The sequence below is a fragment of the Leuconostoc mesenteroides subsp. mesenteroides ATCC 8293 genome, assembly GCF_000014445.1.
Lineage (GTDB): Bacteria > Bacillota > Bacilli > Lactobacillales > Lactobacillaceae > Leuconostoc > Leuconostoc mesenteroides.
The window spans coordinates 1,414,837-1,439,214 of sequence record NC_008531.1; the positions used below are offsets into that span (position 1 = coordinate 1,414,837).

25 protein-coding genes are annotated in these 24,378 nt (G+C 35.7%); all 25 read right to left on the bottom strand.

The features are described 5' to 3' along the window. Window positions 1-160: 160 nt before the first annotated feature. The 25 genes from rfbD to LEUM_RS07055 all read right to left on the bottom strand — a co-directional run bounded on the left by rfbD (window position 161) and on the right by LEUM_RS07055 (window position 24,082). The gene (gene rfbD, locus LEUM_RS06935) at window positions 161-1,000 is read right to left on the bottom strand and encodes a dTDP-4-dehydrorhamnose reductase (protein ID WP_011680110.1); all 840 of its coding nucleotides are present in this window, start codon (window positions 998-1,000) and stop codon (window positions 161-163) included. 48 nt (window positions 1,001-1,048) lie between these two features. Next, window positions 1,049-2,086 (bottom strand): dTDP-glucose 4,6-dehydratase, encoded by a 1,038-nt coding sequence (rfbB, locus tag LEUM_RS06940; RefSeq protein ID WP_011680111.1) that lies wholly within the window; start codon window positions 2,084-2,086, stop codon window positions 1,049-1,051. Between the two features lie 13 nt (window positions 2,087-2,099). Continuing rightward, window positions 2,100-2,693: a dTDP-4-dehydrorhamnose 3,5-epimerase family protein gene (locus LEUM_RS06945; protein WP_011680112.1), complete on the bottom strand. Its 594-nt coding sequence runs from the start codon at window positions 2,691-2,693 to the stop codon at window positions 2,100-2,102. Window positions 2,694-2,702: 9 nt separating this feature from the next. Then, window positions 2,703-3,578, bottom strand: coding sequence for a glucose-1-phosphate thymidylyltransferase RfbA (rfbA, locus tag LEUM_RS06950; RefSeq protein WP_011680113.1), 876 nt, complete (start codon window positions 3,576-3,578; stop codon window positions 2,703-2,705). A gap of 52 nt (window positions 3,579-3,630) precedes the next feature. Next, window positions 3,631-4,782 (bottom strand): glycosyltransferase family 2 protein, encoded by a 1,152-nt coding sequence (locus LEUM_RS06955; protein ID WP_041775288.1) that lies wholly within the window; start codon window positions 4,780-4,782, stop codon window positions 3,631-3,633. Window positions 4,783-5,719: 937 nt separating this feature from the next. Beyond that, a complete protein-coding gene (locus LEUM_RS06960) occupies window positions 5,720-7,129 on the bottom strand; it encodes a lipopolysaccharide biosynthesis protein (protein WP_011680115.1) in 1,410 nt (469 codons plus the stop codon). Next, complete coding sequence (locus LEUM_RS06965) at window positions 7,122-8,165, bottom strand: polysaccharide pyruvyl transferase family protein (protein WP_011680116.1); 1,044 nt, start codon at window positions 8,163-8,165, stop codon at window positions 7,122-7,124. Before LEUM_RS06965 ends, LEUM_RS06960 begins: the two co-directional genes overlap by 8 nt. A 21-nt stretch (window positions 8,166-8,186) precedes the next feature. Continuing rightward, window positions 8,187-9,275, bottom strand: a complete 1,089-nt coding sequence (locus tag LEUM_RS06970; RefSeq protein ID WP_011680117.1) for an EpsG family protein — start codon at window positions 9,273-9,275, stop codon at window positions 8,187-8,189. Window positions 9,276-9,303: 28 nt separating this feature from the next. Next, window positions 9,304-10,275, bottom strand: a complete 972-nt coding sequence (locus LEUM_RS06975) for a glycosyltransferase (RefSeq protein ID WP_011680118.1) — start codon at window positions 10,273-10,275, stop codon at window positions 9,304-9,306. Then, window positions 10,272-11,198, bottom strand: a complete 927-nt coding sequence (locus tag LEUM_RS06980; protein ID WP_011680119.1) for an SP_1767 family glycosyltransferase — start codon at window positions 11,196-11,198, stop codon at window positions 10,272-10,274. Before LEUM_RS06980 ends, LEUM_RS06975 begins: the two co-directional genes overlap by 4 nt. After that, a complete protein-coding gene (locus LEUM_RS10380; protein ID WP_011680120.1) occupies window positions 11,195-12,157 on the bottom strand; it encodes a DUF6625 family protein in 963 nt (320 codons plus the stop codon). The genes LEUM_RS06980 and LEUM_RS10380 overlap by 4 nt, the downstream gene beginning before the upstream one ends. 26 nt (window positions 12,158-12,183) lie before the next feature. Further along, window positions 12,184-13,155, bottom strand: coding sequence for a glycosyltransferase family 2 protein (locus LEUM_RS06990; RefSeq protein ID WP_010290133.1), 972 nt, complete (start codon window positions 13,153-13,155; stop codon window positions 12,184-12,186). Between the two features lie 18 nt (window positions 13,156-13,173). After that, on the bottom strand, window positions 13,174-14,334 hold the full coding sequence (locus LEUM_RS06995) for a glycosyltransferase (protein ID WP_011680121.1): 1,161 nt from the start codon (window positions 14,332-14,334) through the stop codon (window positions 13,174-13,176). Next, a complete protein-coding gene (locus LEUM_RS07000) occupies window positions 14,327-14,911 on the bottom strand; it encodes a sugar transferase (protein WP_011680122.1) in 585 nt (194 codons plus the stop codon). Before LEUM_RS07000 ends, LEUM_RS06995 begins: the two co-directional genes overlap by 8 nt. A 35-nt stretch (window positions 14,912-14,946) precedes the next feature. Beyond that, a complete protein-coding gene (locus tag LEUM_RS07005; RefSeq protein ID WP_011680123.1) occupies window positions 14,947-15,705 on the bottom strand; it encodes a CpsD/CapB family tyrosine-protein kinase in 759 nt (252 codons plus the stop codon). Window positions 15,706-15,723: 18 nt separating this feature from the next. Further along, complete coding sequence (locus LEUM_RS07010) at window positions 15,724-16,617, bottom strand: YveK family protein (RefSeq protein ID WP_011680124.1); 894 nt, start codon at window positions 16,615-16,617, stop codon at window positions 15,724-15,726. A 22-nt stretch (window positions 16,618-16,639) separates the two neighbouring features. Beyond that, entirely contained in the window at window positions 16,640-17,410 is a 771-nt protein-coding gene (locus LEUM_RS07015; protein ID WP_011680125.1) for a tyrosine-protein phosphatase, read from the bottom strand. 101 nt (window positions 17,411-17,511) lie between these two features. Then, on the bottom strand, window positions 17,512-18,300 hold the full coding sequence (gene map, locus LEUM_RS07020) for a type I methionyl aminopeptidase (protein WP_011680126.1): 789 nt from the start codon (window positions 18,298-18,300) through the stop codon (window positions 17,512-17,514). Between the two features lie 115 nt (window positions 18,301-18,415). Next, the gene (locus LEUM_RS07025) at window positions 18,416-19,378 is read right to left on the bottom strand and encodes an LCP family protein (RefSeq protein ID WP_011680127.1); all 963 of its coding nucleotides are present in this window, start codon (window positions 19,376-19,378) and stop codon (window positions 18,416-18,418) included. 132 nt (window positions 19,379-19,510) lie between these two features. Continuing rightward, a complete protein-coding gene (upp, locus tag LEUM_RS07030; protein WP_002815112.1) occupies window positions 19,511-20,140 on the bottom strand; it encodes a uracil phosphoribosyltransferase in 630 nt (209 codons plus the stop codon). 153 nt (window positions 20,141-20,293) lie between these two features. Beyond that, entirely contained in the window at window positions 20,294-21,646 is a 1,353-nt protein-coding gene (gene brnQ, locus LEUM_RS07035; protein ID WP_011680129.1) for a branched-chain amino acid transport system II carrier protein, read from the bottom strand. A 370-nt stretch (window positions 21,647-22,016) separates the two neighbouring features. Beyond that, window positions 22,017-22,436, bottom strand: a complete 420-nt coding sequence (rplT, locus tag LEUM_RS07040; RefSeq protein ID WP_002815114.1) for a 50S ribosomal protein L20 — start codon at window positions 22,434-22,436, stop codon at window positions 22,017-22,019. 44 nt (window positions 22,437-22,480) lie between these two features. Next, window positions 22,481-22,678, bottom strand: coding sequence for a 50S ribosomal protein L35 (rpmI, locus tag LEUM_RS07045; protein ID WP_002815120.1), 198 nt, complete (start codon window positions 22,676-22,678; stop codon window positions 22,481-22,483). A 65-nt stretch (window positions 22,679-22,743) separates the two neighbouring features. Beyond that, window positions 22,744-23,283 (bottom strand): translation initiation factor IF-3, encoded by a 540-nt coding sequence (infC, locus tag LEUM_RS07050; RefSeq protein ID WP_050892168.1) that lies wholly within the window; start codon window positions 23,281-23,283, stop codon window positions 22,744-22,746. Window positions 23,284-23,431: 148 nt separating this feature from the next. Next, a complete protein-coding gene (locus LEUM_RS07055; protein ID WP_011680131.1) occupies window positions 23,432-24,082 on the bottom strand; it encodes a DUF1361 domain-containing protein in 651 nt (216 codons plus the stop codon). Window positions 24,083-24,378: the final 296 nt, after the last annotated feature.

Genomic DNA, 24,378 nt, shown 5'->3' on the forward strand with positions numbered 1-24,378 from the left:
CCCGACGTATTTCGAGTCGTTTTGCTTGACTTATTGTAAAATGTATGTTATTAAATATTATTTTCACAAGTAAAATAGCAAACAAAAAACCTTACTCCATATAAGATAAGGCTTCTTTCCAAACTATATTTTTATCTCATCAGCATGAATTTAACTACTACTACTCTATCCCTGCCAAAAACTCCCCCAGCGCCTCGCGCCAAGTACTAATCTCAAATCCTGTCGCCCTAGCTTTCTCCAAACTCATCACTGAATGCTTTGGTCGGTAAGCTTTTTGTGGGAATTCTGCGCTAGTTACTGGGGCAACTTCAACGTCTGTATCTTTCAAAATTTCCCGAGCAAAGTCAAACCACGTGGCAGTACCGTCGTTAGACAAATGATAAATACCATAGCCGGCCTTAGTATCTACCAAATGAAGCATAAACTCAGCCAAAGTACGTGTCCAAGTTGGCCGTCCAAGTTGATCGTTCACAACTGTCAACTTGGGGTGCGTGGCTGCCAAGCGTTGCATGGTGTAAACGAAGTTATTACCAAACTCGCCAAATACCCAACTTGTGCGAACAATGTAGGCATCAGCGCCACTTTCAGTAACGGCCAATTCACCGGCTAGTTTAGCTCGTCCGTAGGAATTTTTTGGGTTAACCGCATCTGATTCGAGGTATTCGCCCTCGTTGGTGCCATCAAAAACATAATCTGTTGACACGGCTACCAGCTTCGCCTCGTATAACTTAGCAGCATCGGCAACATTTTTTGTCCCATCAACGTTAACCTGCCAGTTTAACTCGCGCCCGTCATCTTCGGCTAGATCAACTTTTGTGTACGCCGCCGCGTGCAAAACAACATCCGGTTGCGCTTGTTCAAATGCTGATAACACAGCTGCGCTGTTCGTAATGTCGAGCTGTTTTGAATCAAAAGCGACAAAATCTAGTCCACGTTCGCGCAATAACTTTTGTAATTCTTGCCCTAATTGACCCTTAGCACCTGTAATTAAAAATTTCATTCCAATTCTCCCTCATAGACAAAAAACTCACATGCGTGAGTTTTAACTTTATTGATTATTCTGTGCGTACTTGGCTTCAACTTCATCTTTTTCAGCCTGCCACCAAGCTTGGTTATCTTTGTACCACTGAATGGTATCGGCTAAGCCAGTTTCAAAATCAGTATACTTTGGTGTCCAACCCAACTCTTCGCGAATTTTTGTGGCATCAATTGCATAACGTAAATCGTGGCCTGAACGATCTTGGACAAAGTCGAAGTCATCTTCAGCTTTACCCATATCTTTCAAAATAGCGCGCAATACTGTGATGTTATCTTTTTCACCATCAGCACCAACCAGGTAAGTTTCGCCAATTTTTCCCTTAGTCAAAATTGCCCAAACTGCAGTCGCATGGTCGTATGTATGAATCCAATCACGGACGTTTTTACCGTTTCCATACAACTTTGGCTTAATTCCACTGATAATATTCGTCACTTGACGAGGGATGAACTTTTCAATGTGTTGGTATGGGCCGTAGTTGTTTGATGTGTTTGAGATAGTAGCTTGCAAACCAAACGAACGTACCCAAGCACGAACTAACAAATCAGAACTAGCCTTTGTTGATGAATAAGGGCTTGAAGGACGGTATTGTGATTCTGGTGTAAACTTTTCGCCAGCACCTTCACCATGCCCTGGCAAATCTTCACGCAATGGCAAGTCGCCATACACTTCGTCAGTTGATACATGGTGAAAACGCTTGTTATACTTGCGTGCTGCTTCAATTAAGGTATATGTGCCAATAATGTTCGTCTGCACAAATGGGGATGGGTCTTTTAATGAATTATCGTTATGACTCTCAGCGGCATAGTGGATCACGGCATCTGTTTCAGAGACCAATTGATCAACCAGTGGCGCATCAGCAATGTCACCAACCACTAATTTCACACGGTCTTCAGGCAATCCTGCTAAGTTTTCCTTGTTACCAGCATAAGTTAATTTATCTAAAACTGTCACAAAAACATCAGGATGTTCTTCGACAATGTAACGGACAAAGTTCGCCCCGATGAAGCCGGCACCACCCGTTACTAAAATATTCTTATATTCAGTCATGAATGTTCTCCTATTACAATTGCTCTTTTGTTAGTGGCACGACATCTTTTAGCAAAGGATGATTTTTGTCTGCTTCACTGACTTCAGCATTTTCGACATCATACCATTCAATGCCCAAAGCAGGATCTGCGTAATTCACAAAGGCATACTTTGGCTTTAAATCTAGTGCCCAGTAGTCATTGACTAAGTATGAGTATGATACCGTTTCACTCAATACTTGGAATCCATTAGCCACACCACGTGGTACATAAATGCCTTTACTAGCATCAATAACCGTTTGGTAAACATGTCCAAATGAATCACCCTCGCGTAGGTCAACCCAAGAGCCCAACACACGGCCATTATCGGCCACAGAAATGTACTTATCCCATGGTTCAGCATGCAGGCCACGGAGCACACCCTTTCGTGATAAGGACACATTGTTTTGTAACTTATCCTCTTTAAAGAAAGACTCTGGAAAACCAAGGGGTAACATCTTTTCTTTTTGGAAGTTTTCCTTAAACCAACCACGATTATCACCGTGAACAGGAATATCAAAAGCAATCATCCCCGGAATAGCTGTAATTGGTTGTGCTGCCAATTTTTTCTCAAAAAATTCTTCAGTCATGTAAACGCCTTAATTCCCTTCTTCATCAACAATTCTAAGCAAATATTGACCGTAATCATTTTTTTTCAGTGGTTGTGCCAACTTTTCTAATTGCGCAATATCGATATACCCCATACGGTAAGCAATTTCTTCTAATGAGGCAACTTTTAAGTTTTGTTGTTTTTGAATCGTTGCAATGAAGGAAGAAGCTTCAAGGAGAGAATCCAACGTTCCAGTATCAAGCCACGCATAACCACGTCCCATAACTTGAACGTCTAAATCACCACGATCTAAATAAGCTTGGTTAATATCAGAAATTTCAATTTCACCACGCTCTGACGGTTTAACGTTGGCAGCGATTTCCACGACATCATTGTCATAGAAATAAAGACCGGTTACGGCGTAATTGGACTTTGGCTGTTCTGGTTTTTCAACAATGGACAAAGCCTTGCCATCCTTGTCAAATTCAACCACACCAAAACGTTCCGGATCCTTAACTTGATAGCCAAACACTGTGGCGCCAGATGTTTTTAAAGCCTCTTGTTGTAACTTTTGTGATAGACCGGCACCATAAAAAATATTGTCTCCCAGCACTAAGGCCACAGCATCATCACCGATAAAGTCAGCGCCAACAATGAACGCGTCGGCCAAGCCACGAGGCTCTTCTTGAATCGCATATTCGATGTGCAAACCAATTTCATGGCCATCACCGAATAGTTCCTCAAACTGTCCAACATATTCAGGCGTTGAAATTAGTAAAATTTTTTTAATTCCAGCTAACATCAAAACAGACAATGGATAATAAACCATTGGTTTATCATAAATTGGTACCAACTGCTTACTTGTTGCCTTGGTAATTGGATAAAGTCTTGTGCCAGAGCCTCCGGCTAGGATAATGCCTTTCATTTTTCTCTCCTTATACTATCTACAACATATATTTACCAAAATCCTCTATTTATTATTTTGTACCGAGTGAAGTTTCTTTCTTCAGAAAGTCAACTGGAATTGCACATGTTCGTCCATGGATTGACAGATTTTTCACTGTCTCGCCATTAATGCATTGTATGTTCTGCACCAATGATTTCTCGCCTGAAAACAATTCTGTCTCTAAGTTCGATAATTCCTCATCGTTCATGCCATACTTAATTCCTAGAACCATCCATCGTGATTCTTGGCGAACTTCGCTAATACTTTGTGAATCCATACGCTCATTGATAATTTTTCTCAAACCAGCAATTAGCGTTTCTCTCTCTTGTTCATTTTTCTGAAGCTTAATAATTTCTATCACAGTTGTATATGAGCTATTAAATAGTCGACCAATATACATTGCCTTGAGCTTGGATTGCTGTGCTAAAGACCAATTAGGAGATGCCTCGATAATATTGAATACTTCTGATAAGATGTTGAGATATTTCCAAGGTTCATTGTAAGTATAACTTGAACTCTTGCCCAGATTACCAAAGTCTTCTCGTTGGTTCCAATAATAGTAATCTTTATCTGCTAAGATGGAAATCTTTCTCGAAACAGAGTAGGCTTTCATGTTGAAAACTTGATCTTCTTCGACTGGAATATAACTACTGTCAGGGAACCTAACATCATATTGATTTAACATTGCCCGTCGATACATCTTATGTGGTGCTAACGTACTAAGAATATGATCCGTTATGATGCTCGCGTCTTTAATGTTCGTGCTGTTCTTAAAGGGGACCTGTGTGCCGTTATACATTTTACCTTCGGCGTATTTGCCAATAATGACATCAGAATCATCACCAGCAAATTCAACAAAAGTCAATAAGGTGTCATCGGCCAAATTGTCATCTTGATCCATCAGCATGATGAACGTCCCACGTGCTTTTGCTATCCCATGATTTCTTGGAATGCTTGGATAGCCATGATTCTGATCTTCGACAATTATTCGCAAATGCTTAATTTTAGACTCATATTCCTGAATAATACCTAATGGCTTGGTACTCTTGTCGTCAACAATAATTACCTCAAAATCATCTTGGTTCATCGTCTGTCTGACCAGAGAGTCAAGCGCTTTTCGGATATAATCCCCAGCATTGTAGTGTGCTATAACAACTGATACTTTGTACTCATCACGATTCATTCCCATATCCTCACTTCTCTCCTACGCCATAAGATTACACCATCAATCAATCGCATTAACTACTACTATACTAATTAATAGATTAAGCACTTCCTAGTGAGCTCTTTTCAAAGTATTATCTGACTATTTCTTTGAGAATAATCTCCAATTAAACATGAACGGTGTTTTCATCATGAGAACATCATATTATTGTGCCTACATAAGCTTATAGCAGTGAAACTTTGAACATTAAAATTATCTTATGTCTATATTATTAAGTATAACTACTCAAAGGCAAAGTTTGTTTAATTTTGACTTAGGCAAGAATAATGTTGACTAAATAAAGACACGTTAAAAAGATCAAATTACAATAATTTTGTAACTTGACCTTCTTTGAAATGTATTAAGATGTCAACGATTAGACAATATCAAAAAATAACAATTATGAAGTATCCTTACTAACATGATTACTTTTTGGGCATATTACAACTCCAAAAATATTGGTAGAATTATTTTTAAATAAAAAAATCGTCCCCTGCTTTCAGATTACATTTACTTTTCTAGACAAAACATATAATAACTGTGCCACGGCTCAGTATAAATCAATTTTATATAAAATAATTACCAAAAAATATTTTATATAAGTTAATCTAAAAAATGATAAAAATACTAAATAATACTTTTTACCTTAGTGATATGTCATCTTTCGGCTAAGGATGCTTTCTATATTTAATTCTTCTATAAATAACATAAAAATATTGTGCAGTTTATAAATGACTCAACATGTAAAATGGCTTAATTTAAACGTACTCAGTCACTAGTTTGTTAGTGCTTTGGAACGTTGCTCAACTATTTTTTTAGTATTCTTTCAGTACATAATAAGTTTACTATCCTTAGAATTATTGCATACTTGCCATTTGATGAGTCAAATATTTACCATAAGATAATGATAAAAAAGTTACAGACTCTTGTCATTATTTTTTTTGAATATTAAAGGCTTAAAAATATATATGTAATATAATATTACTAAAAAAAGATAAACTATTAACAATATCCACGAGAAATCAAGTGAATACACAATAAACAATGAAAATACAAATAACAATACTGCAATCCATGGAATATTTAATTTCAAAATCCTATTTTCCATCTTAATAAGAAGGATAAACCGTAATACAGAAACTATCAAGAAAGAAATCCCTGATGTTATTGCGGATCCAAATAAACCTAATGATAGTGTTAATAAGTAACCTAATACCATATTAAGAATCATACCAATTATAGTAGTTATAAGAATTATTTTTGTTTTTTCTTTAGTTAAAAAATACGTCCCCATCTGTCCTGCTACCATAGACATAATAGCGCCGAATAATAATGGTGGAACAATTTTCCAGCTACTGAAGTAGGTCATTGGTGCAATTATTTGATAAATTTCAGGAATTAATATAACTAGAAGTCCAGCCATTACAAATGTAAATTGCATAGTTCTGTATATGGATGATAATAGGTATTCAGTTCCAGTTTCATCCCCATCTATTTTAGTGATAGCAGTAATTTGCCATGCTTGATTAAATATTCCAAAAAACATATTTAAAAGTGAAGGTATTTTAGAAGCAACAGCAAACATACCATTACCAAATGAACCAATCAAAGAATAAATGAACAACCTGCTAATATCAGATGTTATCCACCAAGAGATAGCATTTGGTATTAAAGGCATAGAATACACCAGTGTTTTTTTTAAAGTAGTAACATTAACATATTTATAAGATAATTCTTTGGTAATACCTGTTCGAAAAAAGAGATAAAAATTACTACAGAATGTTCCTATACACAATGTAAGAAAATATCCATTCAAAGATAAGTCGAACAGCTTTAATGTAACTACTGCTGATATTGCAGTAACAATCGATCCTAAAATACCCGAAGATGCTAAATATTTGTTTTGCCTTGTTCCTTTAGTATAGGCTTGTAATAATGAGTTGAATATTCCCATAACAACAGATATACATAACCAAATTTTTAATCCATTTATATTGTTTAAGTTAATAAAACTAACTATTACAAATAATAAAGTAGAACCAACAATTGATATAAATGTAACAGATGATACCAAACTTTTTTTGTCAATCACATTATCATCTTTTAACATGTATCTAAATATTGCATCAAAACTACTCAAACTAACAAGTGGAACTAACAAAGATGATATGGAAAAAATCAAATCCCCTAACCCAAATTGGGTTGGTGTCAAAGCATGGGTATAAACTGGTAAAAGAACAAACCCTATAAATTTTGAGCTCAATGAAGCAATTGTTATTAAAATGGTATCTCTAAATACTGTATTTTTTAATATTTTATTAATCATGGAATACTTTCTCAATATTTCGTATTAAGTCCGTGAAATTCGCTTCCATATTTATCGGTGCAATTGTTTTTCCCATATTTCTCTTTGCCCAATCATATATTTGCGAAGTATCAAATTGGTCCCCAATCAATATACCCTCATCATCTTTTAACCATGTATTATATAAATTAACAATCTTACCGTCTGCGTTGTTAAATAAGATAACCGGTATACCTTGAGCTCTCGCAAGAATAAGGCCATGCAGTCTATCAGTAATTACTAATTTAGCCTGTTTGATTTGCTTGCTTTTTTCATCTAACAAAAATGAACGATTTCTTCTATTTACAAAAGATGTATTTAATGGTTTCGTATCTGTATTACTAATATTCCATCTCTGAGAAGCAATTTTGATAATACTCTTTATTCTGTTACTATTTGCTGCTCTTTCCTGGTCATCTCGAAGAATTGTTAGTATATCAAACTTTTTGTCGATATTAGAATCAATATATTGGCTAAAAGAATCCATGACAATATCTGGAGTTAAAATAGATTTATTTAGAAAATGTTCTTCAAATTTTTTGTAAGATATGCTGTCTCGGAAAGAAAAAAAATCAACGGCTCTCGTGTAGATGCTATTAGCATCTCTTAAAATATCACTTTTCTTGTCCGAAAAAGAATAAGATTGTGGAAATGAAATTATCTTTTTACCCATAAAAATAGTTACTATTTTTTGTCTTATTTCTTCTGTAACTGGCCAAATATCACCGAAATTACCACCACCAGGTAAGATAATAATATCGTTAGATTTCATTTTATTTTTTAGATATCTATATTGCCAGTCTTTAGTAAGTTCACTTACTTCTCTTATGCCATATTCTGGAAAATTTTTCTTCAAAAATTTTATTGTGTGTTCAGTTATCGCTTGGTCACCTAAATTGTCATATGATGGTACCATCATAATCCAAAATATTTTTTTCTGGTTTTTTCTACTAAAATTTTGATCTAATCGTAAGTTCCACTTTCTAAAAGCGAAAACTATTTTTTCTTGTTTTTTCATTTCAAACTACCTACTATCTAATTAATTCATATTAATGATTCTATATATGTGCTCTATTTCTGATGGATAGTATATTATTGTCAACTGAATAACATAAGAAATAGTAAACAATAATGTACTTATAGAAATACCTGGTTGATTAGTTTCTTCTAAACTTACATTTTTCTGTTCTAAATTCCAAATATATAATATTTCAGAAAAAACAAAAGCATTTCTCATAATTCGTGTGTAATCCCACTGTAAAGTTATCAGAGGAATAACCAGCAACCCAACTAGCGAAAACAGCAATAAAGGAAATATTTTCTCTGAATTTTTCGTTTGTCTCGATTCAAGGGAAACGATGTTGTTTATAACTATAACAAATAATGTAATTGCAATCCAAAACATGAAAATTTGCCAAAATCGTGGAACATAAATTCCACCGACTCTATTCACAAGAACTTCACGATTAGTTAAACTAACACTATACTTAGAAAGAAAATCAATTACTTTAGTAGACAACGAAGTGAAATAGAGGAGCAGACCCGCTACCCAGCTGACACATAGCAACATGGGCACAAACTTAACAACCTTTGATACCTTAATAAAAGACACAGGTATCACAATAAAGAAAATCCATGCTCCTGAGTGAAAAAGAGTTGCCATATAGAGAAGAAAAATTCCATAACTTTTTAAAAAAAGATTATGTCTAGTAAGATAAATTGAAGAATACAGTACTAAACTAAACATAAGAAAATTTCTAAACTGTATAACATCTATTAAGAAAGGAAATGGTAACCATAAAACTACAAATAAACTTATATTTTGAATATAATGCTGAACACTGTATCCTATTAGTAGTAAAGCTATACCACCAACGATAATTTTAAATTGTAGAAATGAAAAACCATGAATTAAAAACCAGTGGCTTATATAAGAGTATCCTAACTCAAATCCTCCAGAATCACTATAGTAGGAAGAGTAGTATATCCTTGTATCTTGAACTGTATCGATGGGAATATATGCAATGAATAAAACAGATAACAAGATACTTATAAGCCCTATCCACTTAATCTTCTTAAAAAGTAGCACGGTACATAAATTAAAAATCCAAATGATTAAAAATAACATTGATGATTAAATTTCCTTCCGTAAAATACTATCTTTTTAAAAGGCTATAAATTTTATATCCAAAATAATTCTTAAAAATATACATTTTGAGTCGTTTTATGTAGACATTTTCTGCATCAAGGTAGTCACTTTTAACACTGTTCCTAATAGGCTGAAGAGCATTAAATATGATTTTGGAATTCAAAAATGAACTTAATGTTGTAATTACGGACCTACCTACTACTGCTCCCAAACTTTTCTTAGGATGAAGTTTATAAAACGCAAAAAGGTCTTCGATCACAAAAACTGCATCTGATTCATAATCGCTTATATTTTCAGTCATTATAGAACCAGGTCGTTGTCTGTATTTATAAAGAGGTAAATCAATAGGAGCAATCCCTTCACTGAAATAAAAAACTTTAGGTGTATAATTTGTATCTTCAAATTTTTTTCCTATTGAAAAAGAAATATCATTCTTAACAATTATGGAACGTTTGGTTACGAAAGACCATGCTGTTGTAGGTACTTCATCTTTTGATAAAGAAAGTAAAACCTCATCATTATTTAGTAAATCTTTTTTTTGATAAATATCACCATGCCCATAGAAACTTTCTATATTCTCACCAAATTCATTAATACTTTCATAATCAAAAATAAGGGTATCGGGATTATCGTAATAGTCACAAAAGTAATTTATCATCTCAACAAAGTTTTCTGCTATCACATCATCTGAGTCCAAAAAGAAAATGTATGTTCCAGTCGCTACTGCGGCCCCACTATTTCTTGCAGAAGATAACCCCTCATTTTTCTGTTTCACTAACTTTGCCGATACTTTTTTTCGAATAGTTGGTAAATTTTGCCTTACAATTTCTAAACTCCTATCTGTTGATCCATCATCCACAAATATAATTTCAAAATTTGAATTAGTTTGATCAAACAAGCAAGCAAGCAAACTTCCAATATACTTTTCAACATTATATACAGGAACCACTATTGTTAAAAAGGGTCTATCTATTATCATTCTATACGTCCTACTATTTCAAATTGATTGTCAACTGTAATATTATCATAATTAATGTCGTTTACTTCATTTACCGCTTTATTATTAAGGGCTATTTTCTTTTTAGCATTTAAAAGATACCATTGATACTCTACATCCAAGTGTCCTACATCTAAAATTTGAGCTCCTCTATTTGCTAAATCATAAGATAACACTGTTGCTGTGGGACCAATTGCTAACAATACTACTAAATTTTTCTTATCACAATTAGATATGATATCTTTAGTTACAGTCAATATTTGTTCATACTTGCTAAAAGCATTTTTACTAGGGACTATAAGTTTAGATACTTTCTCTGCACCAAATAATAAGTCATTTCCATCTCCAAAGTTAGTTTTATCTCCTTCAACTATTAATACATGTTTACCTTTCCAAATCTCCTTAAATTCATGAAAAACTGTGCCAGCTATATTTTTAAAATGATTAATTTTAAAATAATCCATATAAGGCCTCGTAACTTGAGTATTTACTGCTTTTTTATTATTCCAAACATCTGGATTCATAGCTTCTTTCCACAATTTACCATCATCTGACAATGCGCCAATCCAAAAAGAACGAGCATCACAATTCATTTCAAACAGAGATCTGGACAGTGGCCCAGGAAGGGCTACAACATGATTATTTTTGGGCTCATTCAACACCTTTTCTAACTTTACTGAAAGATATGAATCATGGCTTTGGAAACCAATTGCTTCACCATGTTGTGTTAAGATACGGAATTCACCATCTCCAAATCTACTCACAGAAACACCTTGTTTGATAATATTCATACTTTCAATTAAATTCACAACTTCAATAGTAGGTCCTAAATCTACAGATTGTTTATAATGGAACCAATACCTCGGAGTTCTTAACTCTCTTCGTAAAGATTTATATAGATTCATTTTTTCACTTTCAACTTTAGCTTTACTAATTGTTCGCCTGACAATATAGTAGTTAAATAATACTTACATAAATGATGAATATTTCCGTCTGGCCAGTTTTTATGCTGCATCATCAAATTATCTTCTATACTCGTCCACTCAACTTCTTGTTGAATAATGCTAGATTGATCGATTAAAAACGACTCACTACCTAGATTTTCCATAAAAAAAGTCATTTTACGTTTTTGTAAATGTAAATAACTGATTTCCATATTTTTGCTTACACCCCACTCTACAAGTCTTCCTTGTTTCCAAGTAAAGTTAGCGGGGTTATCTTGAAAACCATGATTATCTACTGACACCAGTGGATACGCTTTAGGAGAGGCATCAAAATACTTAACACTATTTCTCTCTACCTCATCTTTATACGTATAGTTCCCGTTCCTATATATATTATTAATTCCCCACATTTCATCAAAATGACAAGGTATATTTGTTGAAAACGCTTCTTTATAAGTAAAAGATTTTCCTATAGGAAAGTCTTTATAGGCAAAAATATTTTTCGTAGAGTTTTTAAAAATAGATAAGTGGCCTCGACTACCTATCCTATCAAAAGTGTGTAGGTCTTCATTCGAAGCAAATAATGATAAGTCTCCTAATACCGTGTCAATATCAAAATAGCCCCAATGACTATATGATTTTAATGTTTCTTGAAAAAGTTGTCCGTATAATGGTTTATAATCTGTCAATTTATATGGCGTTTCCAAATTTACTGAAAAATCAAATAAATTCTGAATTTTCTTTTTGATATCAGAAAAATGGCACTGTATAATGCTAACATTTTGTGGAACATCCCACGGCCCTTGATTATCAGTGTAGATATAAAAATCAAAATTAGGATTGTGTTTCGCAGATAATAAAAAAAGAGGAAAATAACTAGGAAACCTTCCAAAGTAAGCACACACCAAACCAATTTTCATATTCTTCCTTTCCTTTCATTTCTAATTTAAAACTTAACATTTCTGTATATATATAAAACTAAATACTTACAACGGAACCGAAATAAGAATTTTTGCATAAATCTCTTAACTCTTTTTTTCAGAGGTATTCTGGCACCTAAATAAAGTGCTAAGTATTCAGAAATCAAATTTTCGGCTATTGTATCATTTCCATTTTGCCAATTTAAAACAATCAATGGTATCAAAGTGCCTAATATTCTAACATTCCCAAGATTTTCGGCCTCGGGATAATTAGATTTTAACAAGTCTCTTTTCATAGCTAAAGCACTTTGATACGCGTTTTTATAGTCATTAATATTCAAATTGTGGACCACTGAATTTTCTCGCTGAACATAATCATAGCAAGTTATAGATGAATAGTATACATTTTTTGATTGTAATAGTACTCTCAATAATATTTCTTCATCTTCTAAAAAATAAAGTTGCTCATCTAATCTCTGGTTATTCCACAATCTTGCTTTACTAATAGTACTAAATAAATATCCATAACTGAGCTGTCCTATAAGACGTTCTATTGCATTCATTTTTGAAATTTTTTCTGTTTTATAAAGTTGCTTTCCTACTTCATCATCACTCTCGTTGGTTAAATTAATACTAAAAATAGCTATATCTGCACCACTGGTATTAATTTTTTCTACATATGTGCTAATAAAATTACTATGTGGGGTATCATCTATGTCAGCAAACATTATATAATCACCTGACGCATGTTTTAATCCTAAATTTCTGGCGCTAGATACCCCACCATTATTTTTAATAAATAATTTGACATTATCCATATGTTTGTTTTTAATATAGAAATTAATTATTCTGGCTGTATCGTCGACACTGCCGTCATCAATAATAATCCACTCAAAATTAACGTATTCTTGTTTATTAATATGCTCTAAAAAGTCATTAATGTAGTTTTCACCATTGTACACTGGCGTAATTACAGATACTTTCCCATAGTCCTTCATAATCTCTCCACTAATAAATCATTCCTTATACTTTGAATATATTTTCTTCATTTTCATATCTACACGATTACAGTCAAACTTCATTAGAAAGTTACCATATTTTTTTGCATCTACTCTAAAATAATTATTGGTATATTTGTTAATTAAACTAGACAAATTATCTACATCAGTAGGAGAAAACAAGTTTCCTGATTTGTTTTCAATAATATAGTCTTTTATACCACGAATATCCGCACCAAGAATATATAGCCCATCAATTACTGATTCTAAACCGCCAAGAGCCAGCCCTTCCTGAAGAGATGGAAAAACATTAATATCACACGCATAGTGTAGTTCTTTTAAATCATTACGATATCCTAGTAGCCTCAACTGCTTATCAACTTTCAAATTTCTAGACAAATCTCTTAACTGATTTTCCAACGGTCCCACCCCCGCAATCAATAATTTTATTTTAGGATTATTTAACTTAGCAATCGCTCTCAGAATTACTTGGTGGTTTTTACGCTTGCTCAATTCTCCAACAGATAAAATAACAATATCTTCGTCTGATAAGTTCAACTCTTCTCTTTTGTGACATCTAATCTTTTCTTTTTCAATATCAGGAACAGCCAAAGCACTCTTCACATCAACTCCCACACCAGGCACATATTGAACTTTCTTGGCATGAAATTTTTTTGTTACTTGTAAATCTTCTTTGTTTATAACAATCAATGTGTCAGTTATAAAAGATAATGTCCATTCTAATGGATAAAATAACAACCAATTTTTAAATGGAGACCCTTTGAAAAAATGAAAACCATGAGCAGTATATATGGATTTAATATGTTCTCTTTTAGCAGCTAATCTTCCAATCACACCACCTATAGGAGAATGTGCATGAATAATACTAATTCCATTTTGTTTAATAATGGCACATAAGTCTTTATATACGAGCCAGTTAGTTTTGGGATTACCCATGCCTCGCATAAAGTTGACCTGATGCATAGTTACATCTTGCTCAGTCAACCACATTTTTAATTTTTCATTTTCCCCAGATGACATTGACCCATAGTTAACAAAATTAGTAGCAACATGAACATCGTATCCTAAGTCTTTTAAAATTAAAATATTTCTGCGATTAAATTGTTGTATCATGTTAGCAGCAGCTGATACAATCAAAATCTTAGGAACATCACTCATCTTTAAATATACCTTCCCTTTTAACCACAGAAAAAAAAGTTACTACCAAAATCATAAAATCATGCTTACATGAGACGTTTTTGACATACTTAGCATCATAATTTGCCTTTTCAGTATCTGTTATATTGTTTCTACCATTAATTTGCGCCAATCCAGTAATTCCTGGACGCACTTTATCTGCGCCATTCTGTTTTCTCAAATCTAATACCAGTCGATCTGTTGAAGCCAGCGCCCTTGGTCCAACGATACTCATATCACCTTTTAAAACATTCCATAATTGTGGTAATTCATCAATTGAAGTTTTCCGAATAAACATGCCAAATGGTGTTATATAACTAGTAATATCGTTAAATTCGGAGTTAGCCTTAATAGGTGCCTCATTTGTCATTGATCGAAATTTGTATAACATGAACGGCTCTGAATTTATACCATAGCGTTCTTGCATGAAAAGAATTGGCCCCTTCGAAGTCAGTTTAATAATCATTCCAACAATAGCTAGTGGAATTAATAAGATGATTAACATGGAGATTGCTAGCAATAAATCGAGCAATCGTTTAACAAATTTTCTATAAAACAATGTATCTCTCCCATCTCCCAATATAAGATTATCACTTAAGCCTTGGTTTCTCCATAACCGTAGCCGTAACCATAACCAGCACTGCCCTTCTTCTTACGACTCTGATCGTTATAAATAAATCCAAGTACTGGTGCTTCAGCAATTTTTAAAATTTCGTGTGTTCGCTGTATGGCTCCTCTATTTGTCTTTCCACCATTAACAACAATAGCCACACCATCCATTTTTGACATCAACACTTGTGCATCTGTGACCATCAGGAATGGCGGAACATCAAAAATAATCATATCGTAGTGTGTTTTCAACTGGGTAATTAAGTTTGTCATACGACCTGACCCCAAGAGTTCCGCTGGGTTAGGTGGTATTGGTCCTGACGGCATGACGTTGAGGTTATCCATAGACGTGCGATGAATAATTGATCCAACCTCTTTCTCTGAATCGCCAAGATAATTCGTTAACCCGCTGGCATTTTTATTTAATCCAAATGTCACAGCCACTGTAGGACGGCGTAAGTCAGAATCAACTAATAATACCTTTTTTCCTTGTTGTGCGTAGGCAACAGCTAGGTTAGCTGTGACCGTTGACTTACCTTCTGAAGGCAACGCTGAAGAAATCAATAACGTTTTGATTTCGCCTTTTGCTACTGAGGCGAATTCGATATTCGTACGTAAAGTACGGAATTGTTCTGACACAGGATTTTTTGGTTCTGCTGCGGTAATTAAGCGAGCGCCTTTGGTCATTGTCTCAACGGACAGCCCATCTTTACCAACAGCTCGTCCTTTATTAAAAAAACTCATTCTGCTCTCCTAATCTCTTTAATCGCGATCCAAACGGCTCAAACGTGACCGTGGTGTTTTACTATTTTCTGGTTTAGCAATCTCTACCTTTGGTGACATACTGAAGTGCTTAATTGGCTTAACATGACCAATAATACCAAGGTTCGTCATGCCAAATGCTTCTGAAATCTCATCCGGTGACTTAATGGTTGTATCAGATAATTCCTTAACAAGCATATACAAGAATGTTAATCCACCAAGTACAACCAATCCTGCCAAAGTAAACAACTTAACATTTGGTGCAACCGGTTGTTTATTAGCTTTCGCCGCATCAACAATCGAGACGTTATTAATTTTCATAAAGCCACCAATTTTATCTTTAAACGCATCGGCAACTTCATTGGCCACATCAGCAGCTAACTTAGAATCTTTGGCTTTGACGTTGATTGAAAAGACTTGCGAATTAGTTTGGTTACTGATAGAAATCATACTTTTTAGCTCTTCAACACTTAGATTATATTTTGTCTTCGTTGAAGGCTTTGTAATTCTCTTCTTAGCTGGTGTTACCAGACGTTGTGTACCATCAGCAAGCGTTTTGTACTCGGCATCTTGGGCTTCTTGTACAACAATTGGTGCTGGATTTTTTAATTCTTTTGATACAGTTCCTAGAACATTGCTAGAAATAATCAAATTCTTATATGTATTAATCAGCTGCACATCGGCCTGTTGATCAGACAAGTTAGCAGTTGCGGTACTCGTGTCATCAGCAGATCGGTTAACCAACATACTTGTTGATGCACTATAGGTAGGTGCAATGACAAACTTAGCAATGCCAAACCCAGCAGCTGCCCCAATGATTGCCATCACAACAATTGAAAAGAAGTGTTTTCGAATAATCTGCCATAATTGACGTAGTTCAAGAACATTATTCATAGTTCATTAATCTCTCTATTCTCTAAAATTTACTAAAAAACTTACGTTTAACGATTGGTTCTGGAACCAAGTTTGTGACATTATCACCATCAAGTATTGCTTCAGCATTAGTCTCAAACAATTCTTGATAGTCCCGTCCCATTTGTTTCTCTAATTTTGCCATGGCCTCAACCATCTCATAATCACGATTTGGTAAGTCATGCGCATCAGAAACAAAAACATGAGCCAAGTTATGCTTAATAATTTCTTCGGCAAACTTCTCAACTTTTTTACCAAAGGTACCTACATAGGAACTTGCTGTCACCTGCGCCACCGCACCTGCTTCAATCAAATCAAACAAAATACTTGGCGTAGACATTATTTTAGTATTTCGCTCAGGATGAGCAATTTCTACAGTAATACCACGCTGCATGATTTGAAAAATCATATCTTTACTATATGTAGGAACATCATCATCTGGAAACTCCAGTAGAAGATAGCGGTTACTTTCATCAGCAAACAAAATATCATCATCATCCAAAGCCTGCAATAAGCCACCATTGATACGTACCTCCTGCGAAGGAAATACTTGGAGTCCAATGTCATTATTATCTAGGTGCTTTTGGAATTCTGATGTTAGTCTGATGACATCATCTTTATGGTTCACGTAATGGCCATTCATATGATGAGGCGTCATTAACGCAGCTTTAATCCCACTATCTACAGCTTCCTTGGCCATACGTATAGAAGCTCGCAGAGACTTGGACCCATCATCTATGTTTGGTAATAAGTGACTATGTAAATCTATCAGCATATTTTTCTCCCATAATAAAAAGGGACTGCTCGCAAAAAGAGCAAAATCCCCTGTCCCCATTATTAAACTGTAGCATACAAAACATTACATAAAAATGACAATTATGAGTAACGTTTATCATACTCCGGATCCTGACTTGTCAAAATCTTCGGACCATCTTTTGTAATTGCTAATGTATGTTCGTATTGTGCCGACCATGAACCGTCTGCTGTTCTTACTGTCCAGCCATCGGCTTCTGTATGGTCAGTCTCAACCTTCCAGCCACCTAAGTTAATCATTGGCTCGATGGTAATGACCATCCCCTCACGCAAACGCACACCGTGACCTGGTTTACCATAGTGCGGTACATTTGGCTCTTCATGCATTGTTGGTCCAACACCGTGCCCGATATATTCACGCACATCCCCGTAATGGTGTTCAACTTCAGTGTACTGCTCAATGGCATTTCCAATATCACCAACGCGATTCCCAATAATCGCTTGATCAATACCCAAATACATCGCTTTTTTGGTTACATCCATCAGTTTTTGAACCTCTGGTGTTACCTCGCCAACAGCATAAGACCATGCTGAATCAGATACGGCGCCATTCAAGCCAACCACTGTGTCAACCTTCACCAAATCACCGTTCTTCAGCTTTAGTCCCTTACGTGGCAAACCATGCGCCACCTCATCATTTATGCTGATAGTCGTAGCATACTTGAATCCTTCAAAACCAATCTGCAAAGGCACGCCACCATGGCTTTCGATATACTCCCGTGACTTTGTTTCAATTTCCCATGTATCAATACCTGGTTCAATGAGATCACGCAACATATGGTGCATACCAGCGATGATAGCACCAGATTGTCGCATAGCTTCAATTTCTCTAGGTGATTTTAACTGTATCATTAGTTACTTCTTTCATTTTCAATATCTATTTCATTATACATATAATGTTACCAAATAAAAAGTCCCCGAAAACTACGAAGAGTTTTCAAGGACAATCCTAAAATTTACTTAACTTTTATTGTGCCATTTGGGTTGTAATTGCCTTATGAACACGATCAATTTCTGTTTGGCTCATGACTTCTGTTGAACCCAATCCAGAAATACTTTGCGTGGTACCTTTTAACTGATCCTGCTTAACCGTACCAAATGCATCACGATAGCTCAAAGCCAAATTTTTCATGGACTTAGTTGAAACATCAGTTTGCACATTGTTAGAGACGGTAGTCAAGAATGAATCATTGAACACGGTACCAACTTGGGCTGAATTCTTCAAAATGGCTTTGATGACCAATTGTTGACGCATTTGACGACCATAATCACCATTAGGGTCTTCGTGTCGCATACGTGCAAAGGCTAAGGCTTCTTCACCATCCATATGATACGTTTTACCCGATACGAATGAATACTGGTTCTTAGAGTCAGCTTGCGTGTCATCACCTTCAGTTGTGAATGTGAGTGGTGATGTCACGTCAACACCGCCAACTGCATCGACCATTTTAACTAAGCCACCCATGTTAATCAATATATAACCACCATTGATATCAATATCGAGCAAGTCTTCGACAGCTTGTGTTGCTGAAGCAGCTGAACCATATGCATAGGCAGCATTGATTTTCATTTGTTGTCCGCTAACTGTTACCAATGTATCACGCGGGATTGATGTCATTGTAGTTGTTTTGGTTTTAGGATTGATTGTCATAACAATCATAGTATCCGTACGCCCTTTATACGAACGACCAAGCTCACCCGTGTCAGTTCCTAAAAGAAGATATGAAACTGGCTTTTTACTATTCGTAATTTTATCAGCAGACTTTGTCGTTGTTGACGTCTTTTGCATCTTTGTAATTGTGTGATTAACTTTAGTATATGCATAGGCACCTAGACCAAGTCCGACAACAAACAATAGTCCGATAATTGTCAGAATAGTATTGCGCACTCTATGATGCTTTTTAGGACGAATCTGAGATCGTCGTTTCATAATTAAATGCTCCTTTTAGCTTTGTTACATAATCGCTGTTTATTGTATCATAATAGCTTGCTATTTGCTTAAGTTCCGTCACGAAACCAATAAAAAAGCCTGCCTTTACAGACAGACTACGATGATATTGATTTACATTGTACCAAACAAACGATCACCAGCATCGCCAAGTCCTGGCACGATGTAACCATGTTCGTTTAAGCCTTCATCAAGAGAACCCGTATAAAGGTCAACATCTGGATGGGCTTCTTGCACTGCCTTAACACCTTCCGGTGCTGAAACAAGTGTAATCAACTTAATATGCTTTGCACCACGCTTCTTCAATGCTGAAATGGCATCTTTTGCTGAGCCACCAGTAGCCAACATTGGATCCACTAACAAGACATCACGTTGGTCAATATCTTCTGGTAACTTGATGAAATACTCAACTGGTTCAAGTGTTTCTTCATCACGATACATACCAATATGCCCAATTTTAGCCGCTGGAATTAGTTGCACGATACCATCAACCATGCCTAGTCCGGCACGTAAGATTGGCACAACAGCAAGCTTTTTACCAGCAAGTTGCTTTTTGATCGTCTTAGTAACTGGTGTCTCCACTTCAACGTCTTCCAATTGAAGATCACGACTTGCTTCATACGTCATTAGCATCGCAATTTCATCAACTAATGCACGAAAATCTTTGGTCCCAACATTCTTATTACGAATCATTGTAAGTTTATGTTGGATCAAAGGATGATCCATTACAACAAATTTTCCCATGATATTTTCGAATGCACACCACTTCCCTAATTTTTAGTGAAGCCATGAACACCTTTCCTTCCAATTCATTTTGCTATATAAAAGTATACCAAAAAAATTGACGTCAAGGCTAATTTTCTCATAATTTAAACTGATACTAAAAACAAATCAATTTTAATCCAGTGCTGTAACGCGCTTGCTATTGGTTAACAAATAACCACTCACACCAAGAACCGTACCAACAACTGCCGGCACAACCCAACCAAATCCAAGGACCGCAAACGGTACAAAGTGGTGATAACCATTAACTAAGCTTTGGACGTGGCTGGTTGTAGCCAATGGTGAACTAGCTAATGCATCAAGGAACGCTGGTACAGTAACAGAGGCAACTACAAAACGATAAACTACTGGAGATTTTTTGAAATATTTACTAAAAAGCGATAATAAGATTAAGACTAAGGCAAATGGATAAAGCAACATCAACACAGGTACTGACCAAGCAACAATGTTCGTCAATCCAGCATTAGCTGTAACGAATGATCCAAATGCAATAACGCGTAGCCACCATAAGTAACTCACTTTTGGAAATACACGGTGCAAGTCTTGCGCAAATGATACAAACAACCCCATTGCTGTCGTAAAGACAGCTAGTGTAACGATTACCCCTGTCAACGCCGTACCAAAGTTGCCCATATAGTGGCTAACAATTTGAGCAAAGGCAGCACCACCATTATCAGAAGCTTTGAACAAACCTAAGCTAGTAGTACCAACCAAAACCAATACCGCATATAATACCGCTTCAGCTAGGATGCTTAACAAACCAGCTTTTGCCAATACCTTAGATACTTGTTGCTTTTGAAAGCCTAATCCTCTGACTGCGTACACAACTGATACCGCCAAAGCTAACAGCGCAATACCATCCATCGTATTGTAACCGTCCAGAATTCCTTGAAATGCTGCATTACTTTGATAAGCAGCAGATACTGCTTGATGTGTATCCCCCATTGGCAAAACCAATGACAAAACAAGCACCACCAGTAACAAGCCTAGAAAGAGTGGATTAAGATATTTTCCGACCCATTTCAATAATCCCGATTCCTTGACAGTTAGGAAGTAAGCTAAGCCAAAGAACACAGCGGAAAATACAAACATAACTACGCCTTGGTATCTAAGTGGTACAAAAGGCGCAATACCCATTGAAAAAGCTGTCGCTGCTGTACGCGGTGTCCCAAAAAATGGGCCAATCGTCAAATGAATAGCTACCAAGAAAACCGTACCAAACCAAGGCGCTACTGGTTTAGCAATATCATAAACGCTTTGACTGTTTGTTAAGCTTACCGCCATCATTGCCAAAAACGGCACAACCGTTCCGGTAATCAAGAAACCGATTGTCGCCGGTAACCAATTACCGCCTGATAATTGTCCCAATTGGATTGGAAAAATCAAATTTCCCGCCCCGAAAAACATCCCAAATATGAGTGATGCCACTAAAACTAATTGTTTCCATGTCAATTTTTTCTCAACCATTATTACTCTCCTATATTTCATGTTTTATTTTCTATAGCTAAACAAGCTATACTTTTAATGGCAACATTGTCATTTTCTCCTCTGTTTTATTAAGAAAATAAAAAAGACGAGTTACTATGAATCTAGTAGCTCGTCTCTTAAACAATATCAATCAGCTACCTATCACGTTATGTTGTGATAGGCACTAAAAAATTTCAGCACTTATCACTATCTAATGATAATAATGCTGATAATAATTTGTTCAGTTGTTGCTGATTGGTATGTCATGTTATTTTCTCATTTACTTGATAATATTATTAAAACAATTTTTATCCAATTTGTCAACTTTTAATCAAAATAAAAAACGCCATAAGCGTTTTTAGTTTAATGATTAACGTTCAACTGAAACAGTTGTGTCAGTTGTAGCCGCTGTACGTGCTTGAACCAAAACGTTGTCAGATGACAATGCTGCTTTGGCTTGATCAGCCAACTTTGTGAATGTGTCAAAGTCAGAAACAGCGATTTCAGCCAACATCTTACGGTTCAATTCAACACCTGCCAATGTCAAACCGTGCATCAACTTTGAGTATGACAAACCGTTCATGCGTGCTGCTGCGTTGATACGAGCAATCCACAACTTACGGAAGTTACGCTTTGTGTTCTTACGATCACGGTAAGCGTACAAGTATGACTTGTAAACTTGTTGCTTAGCAACCTTATAATTAATACGACGTTGTCCACGGTAACCCTTGGCCAACTTAACAAACTTTTTACGACGTGCGCGTGACACTGTACCACCCTTAACTCGCATGGGTATTTCCTCCTAGAAATTAAATAATTAGACGTACCTTGAAATTAGAGCGTGCTCAACATCTTAGCGTATGTCTTTACAGTCGTTGAATCCATCATGCGTGTACCACGCAATTGACGACGTTGCTTCTTTGTCTTACCGTGGAAACGGTGTGAAGTATAAGCTGAAGCTGACTTCAAGCCACCATTGGCTGTCTTCTTAAAGCGCTTTGCTGATGCGCGGTGTGTCTTCATCTTTGGCATGTGACCAATTCTCCTACTTTACGATTTTTGTTTATGCTTACTATAGCAAGCTACTAAACACTAACTTACTTGGCATCGCGTGGTGCCAAGACCAAAAACATTTGGCGGCCGTCCATTTTGGCACGTTGTTCAACCTTGGCGATGTCATTAAGTTCTTCAGCCATGCGGTCTAAGACCTCACGACCAATGTCTTGGTGAGTAATCATACGACCACGGAAACGCAAATTAAGCTTAACCTTATTCCCTTGTGACAGGAACTTAATTGCTGCTTTCTTACGTGTTTCGAAATCGCCAGAATCAATCACTGGTGACATGCGAACTTCTTTAACTTGAACAATTTTTTGGTTTTTACGTTGTTCTTTTTGCTTCTTTTGAGCTTCGAACTTCGCTTTACCCCAATCCATGATCTTGGCAACTGGAACTTCTGCATTAGCTTGCACCAATACCAAGTCCATGTCTGCATCATTCGCTAACTGTTGTGCGTCACGTGTTGACATTTCTTCTTGCTTACCATCGTGGATAAGCAAAACACGTGGGGCGCGGATATTTTCGTTGACTAAATCAACTTGTCGTGGTTGACGTGCTATTGTCAGGCACCTCCAAATTTATTTTGTGAATCAAGAAGAAAAGTGGGCCAAGAACTTAATCTTTACCCACTTCCACACTTGCAGTACTTTCGTACAACTGTATCTGCCAAGCAACATAGTCACTTGGCGAGAAGCGGGTGCTTCTACTTGTTCAACATCTATTAGTTTACTCTGTTTCCTCATTTTTGTCAACTACATTGTGGATAAGGCTAATACCAAAGTGACTGATGACCAGAATGGCAAACTGTACGCCAGCAAATAGTGTAACAAACGCCAGCATATGCATACTAGTTGATGACACGACCAACCTTGCCACGCGATGTGTTTGTGTGAAAACATCCCAAGAATTCAAACGTAAAAAACGGCCAAGATAAATACCAACACTGGCAATCAATGACAAGCCAAATATCAGAACCAATTGTAATAGTTCATGCCTTCTATGGAAATAATGCTTTAAAATCAGTTCGATACTTAACATCCCCAAAACAACGCCCATAAAGACCCCTGCTGCTAACACCGCGTAATTGAAGTATTGCATACGAACAGTGAGTCCGATACCAATATATTGCAGATGAATAAAATCGGTAATCATATACATCGTATTTGGATAAAATAATAGCCATAACAAGCTGAAAATAATTTGTATGGATCGGCGTTTACTAATATTTACAATAATGGCAAAATCTAATGGCAACAACGCCAAAAAAATGTTCCAATTCAGGAAAGTAAAATGCGTTGGTGTTAGTAAAACAAACCCAAAAAATAATAATACAATGACATGTATCGCTAAAACACTTGTTATGTCTTGTTTCTTCATATATACCCAACCTCTACAAACAATTTATAAACTATTTTATACGAAATTGTTAACTAACAATCACTTACTATTATTGTAACATGGACGACAATTGTCTTTTAGTTTGAAATTTCAACACAAGTTAAATTTTGTGTTGTACACTCAAATTAAATAGAAAAAGGAGAAAAAATGATTCAAAATAATAAACGAGTTATCGAAAGCAACATCGTATTTATTCATTCTGATTGGTAGTGGTTTTATCAAACAAACCCCAATATAACGGCATTTTTAATCTCAATCAGAAAGGTGCAGTGCTA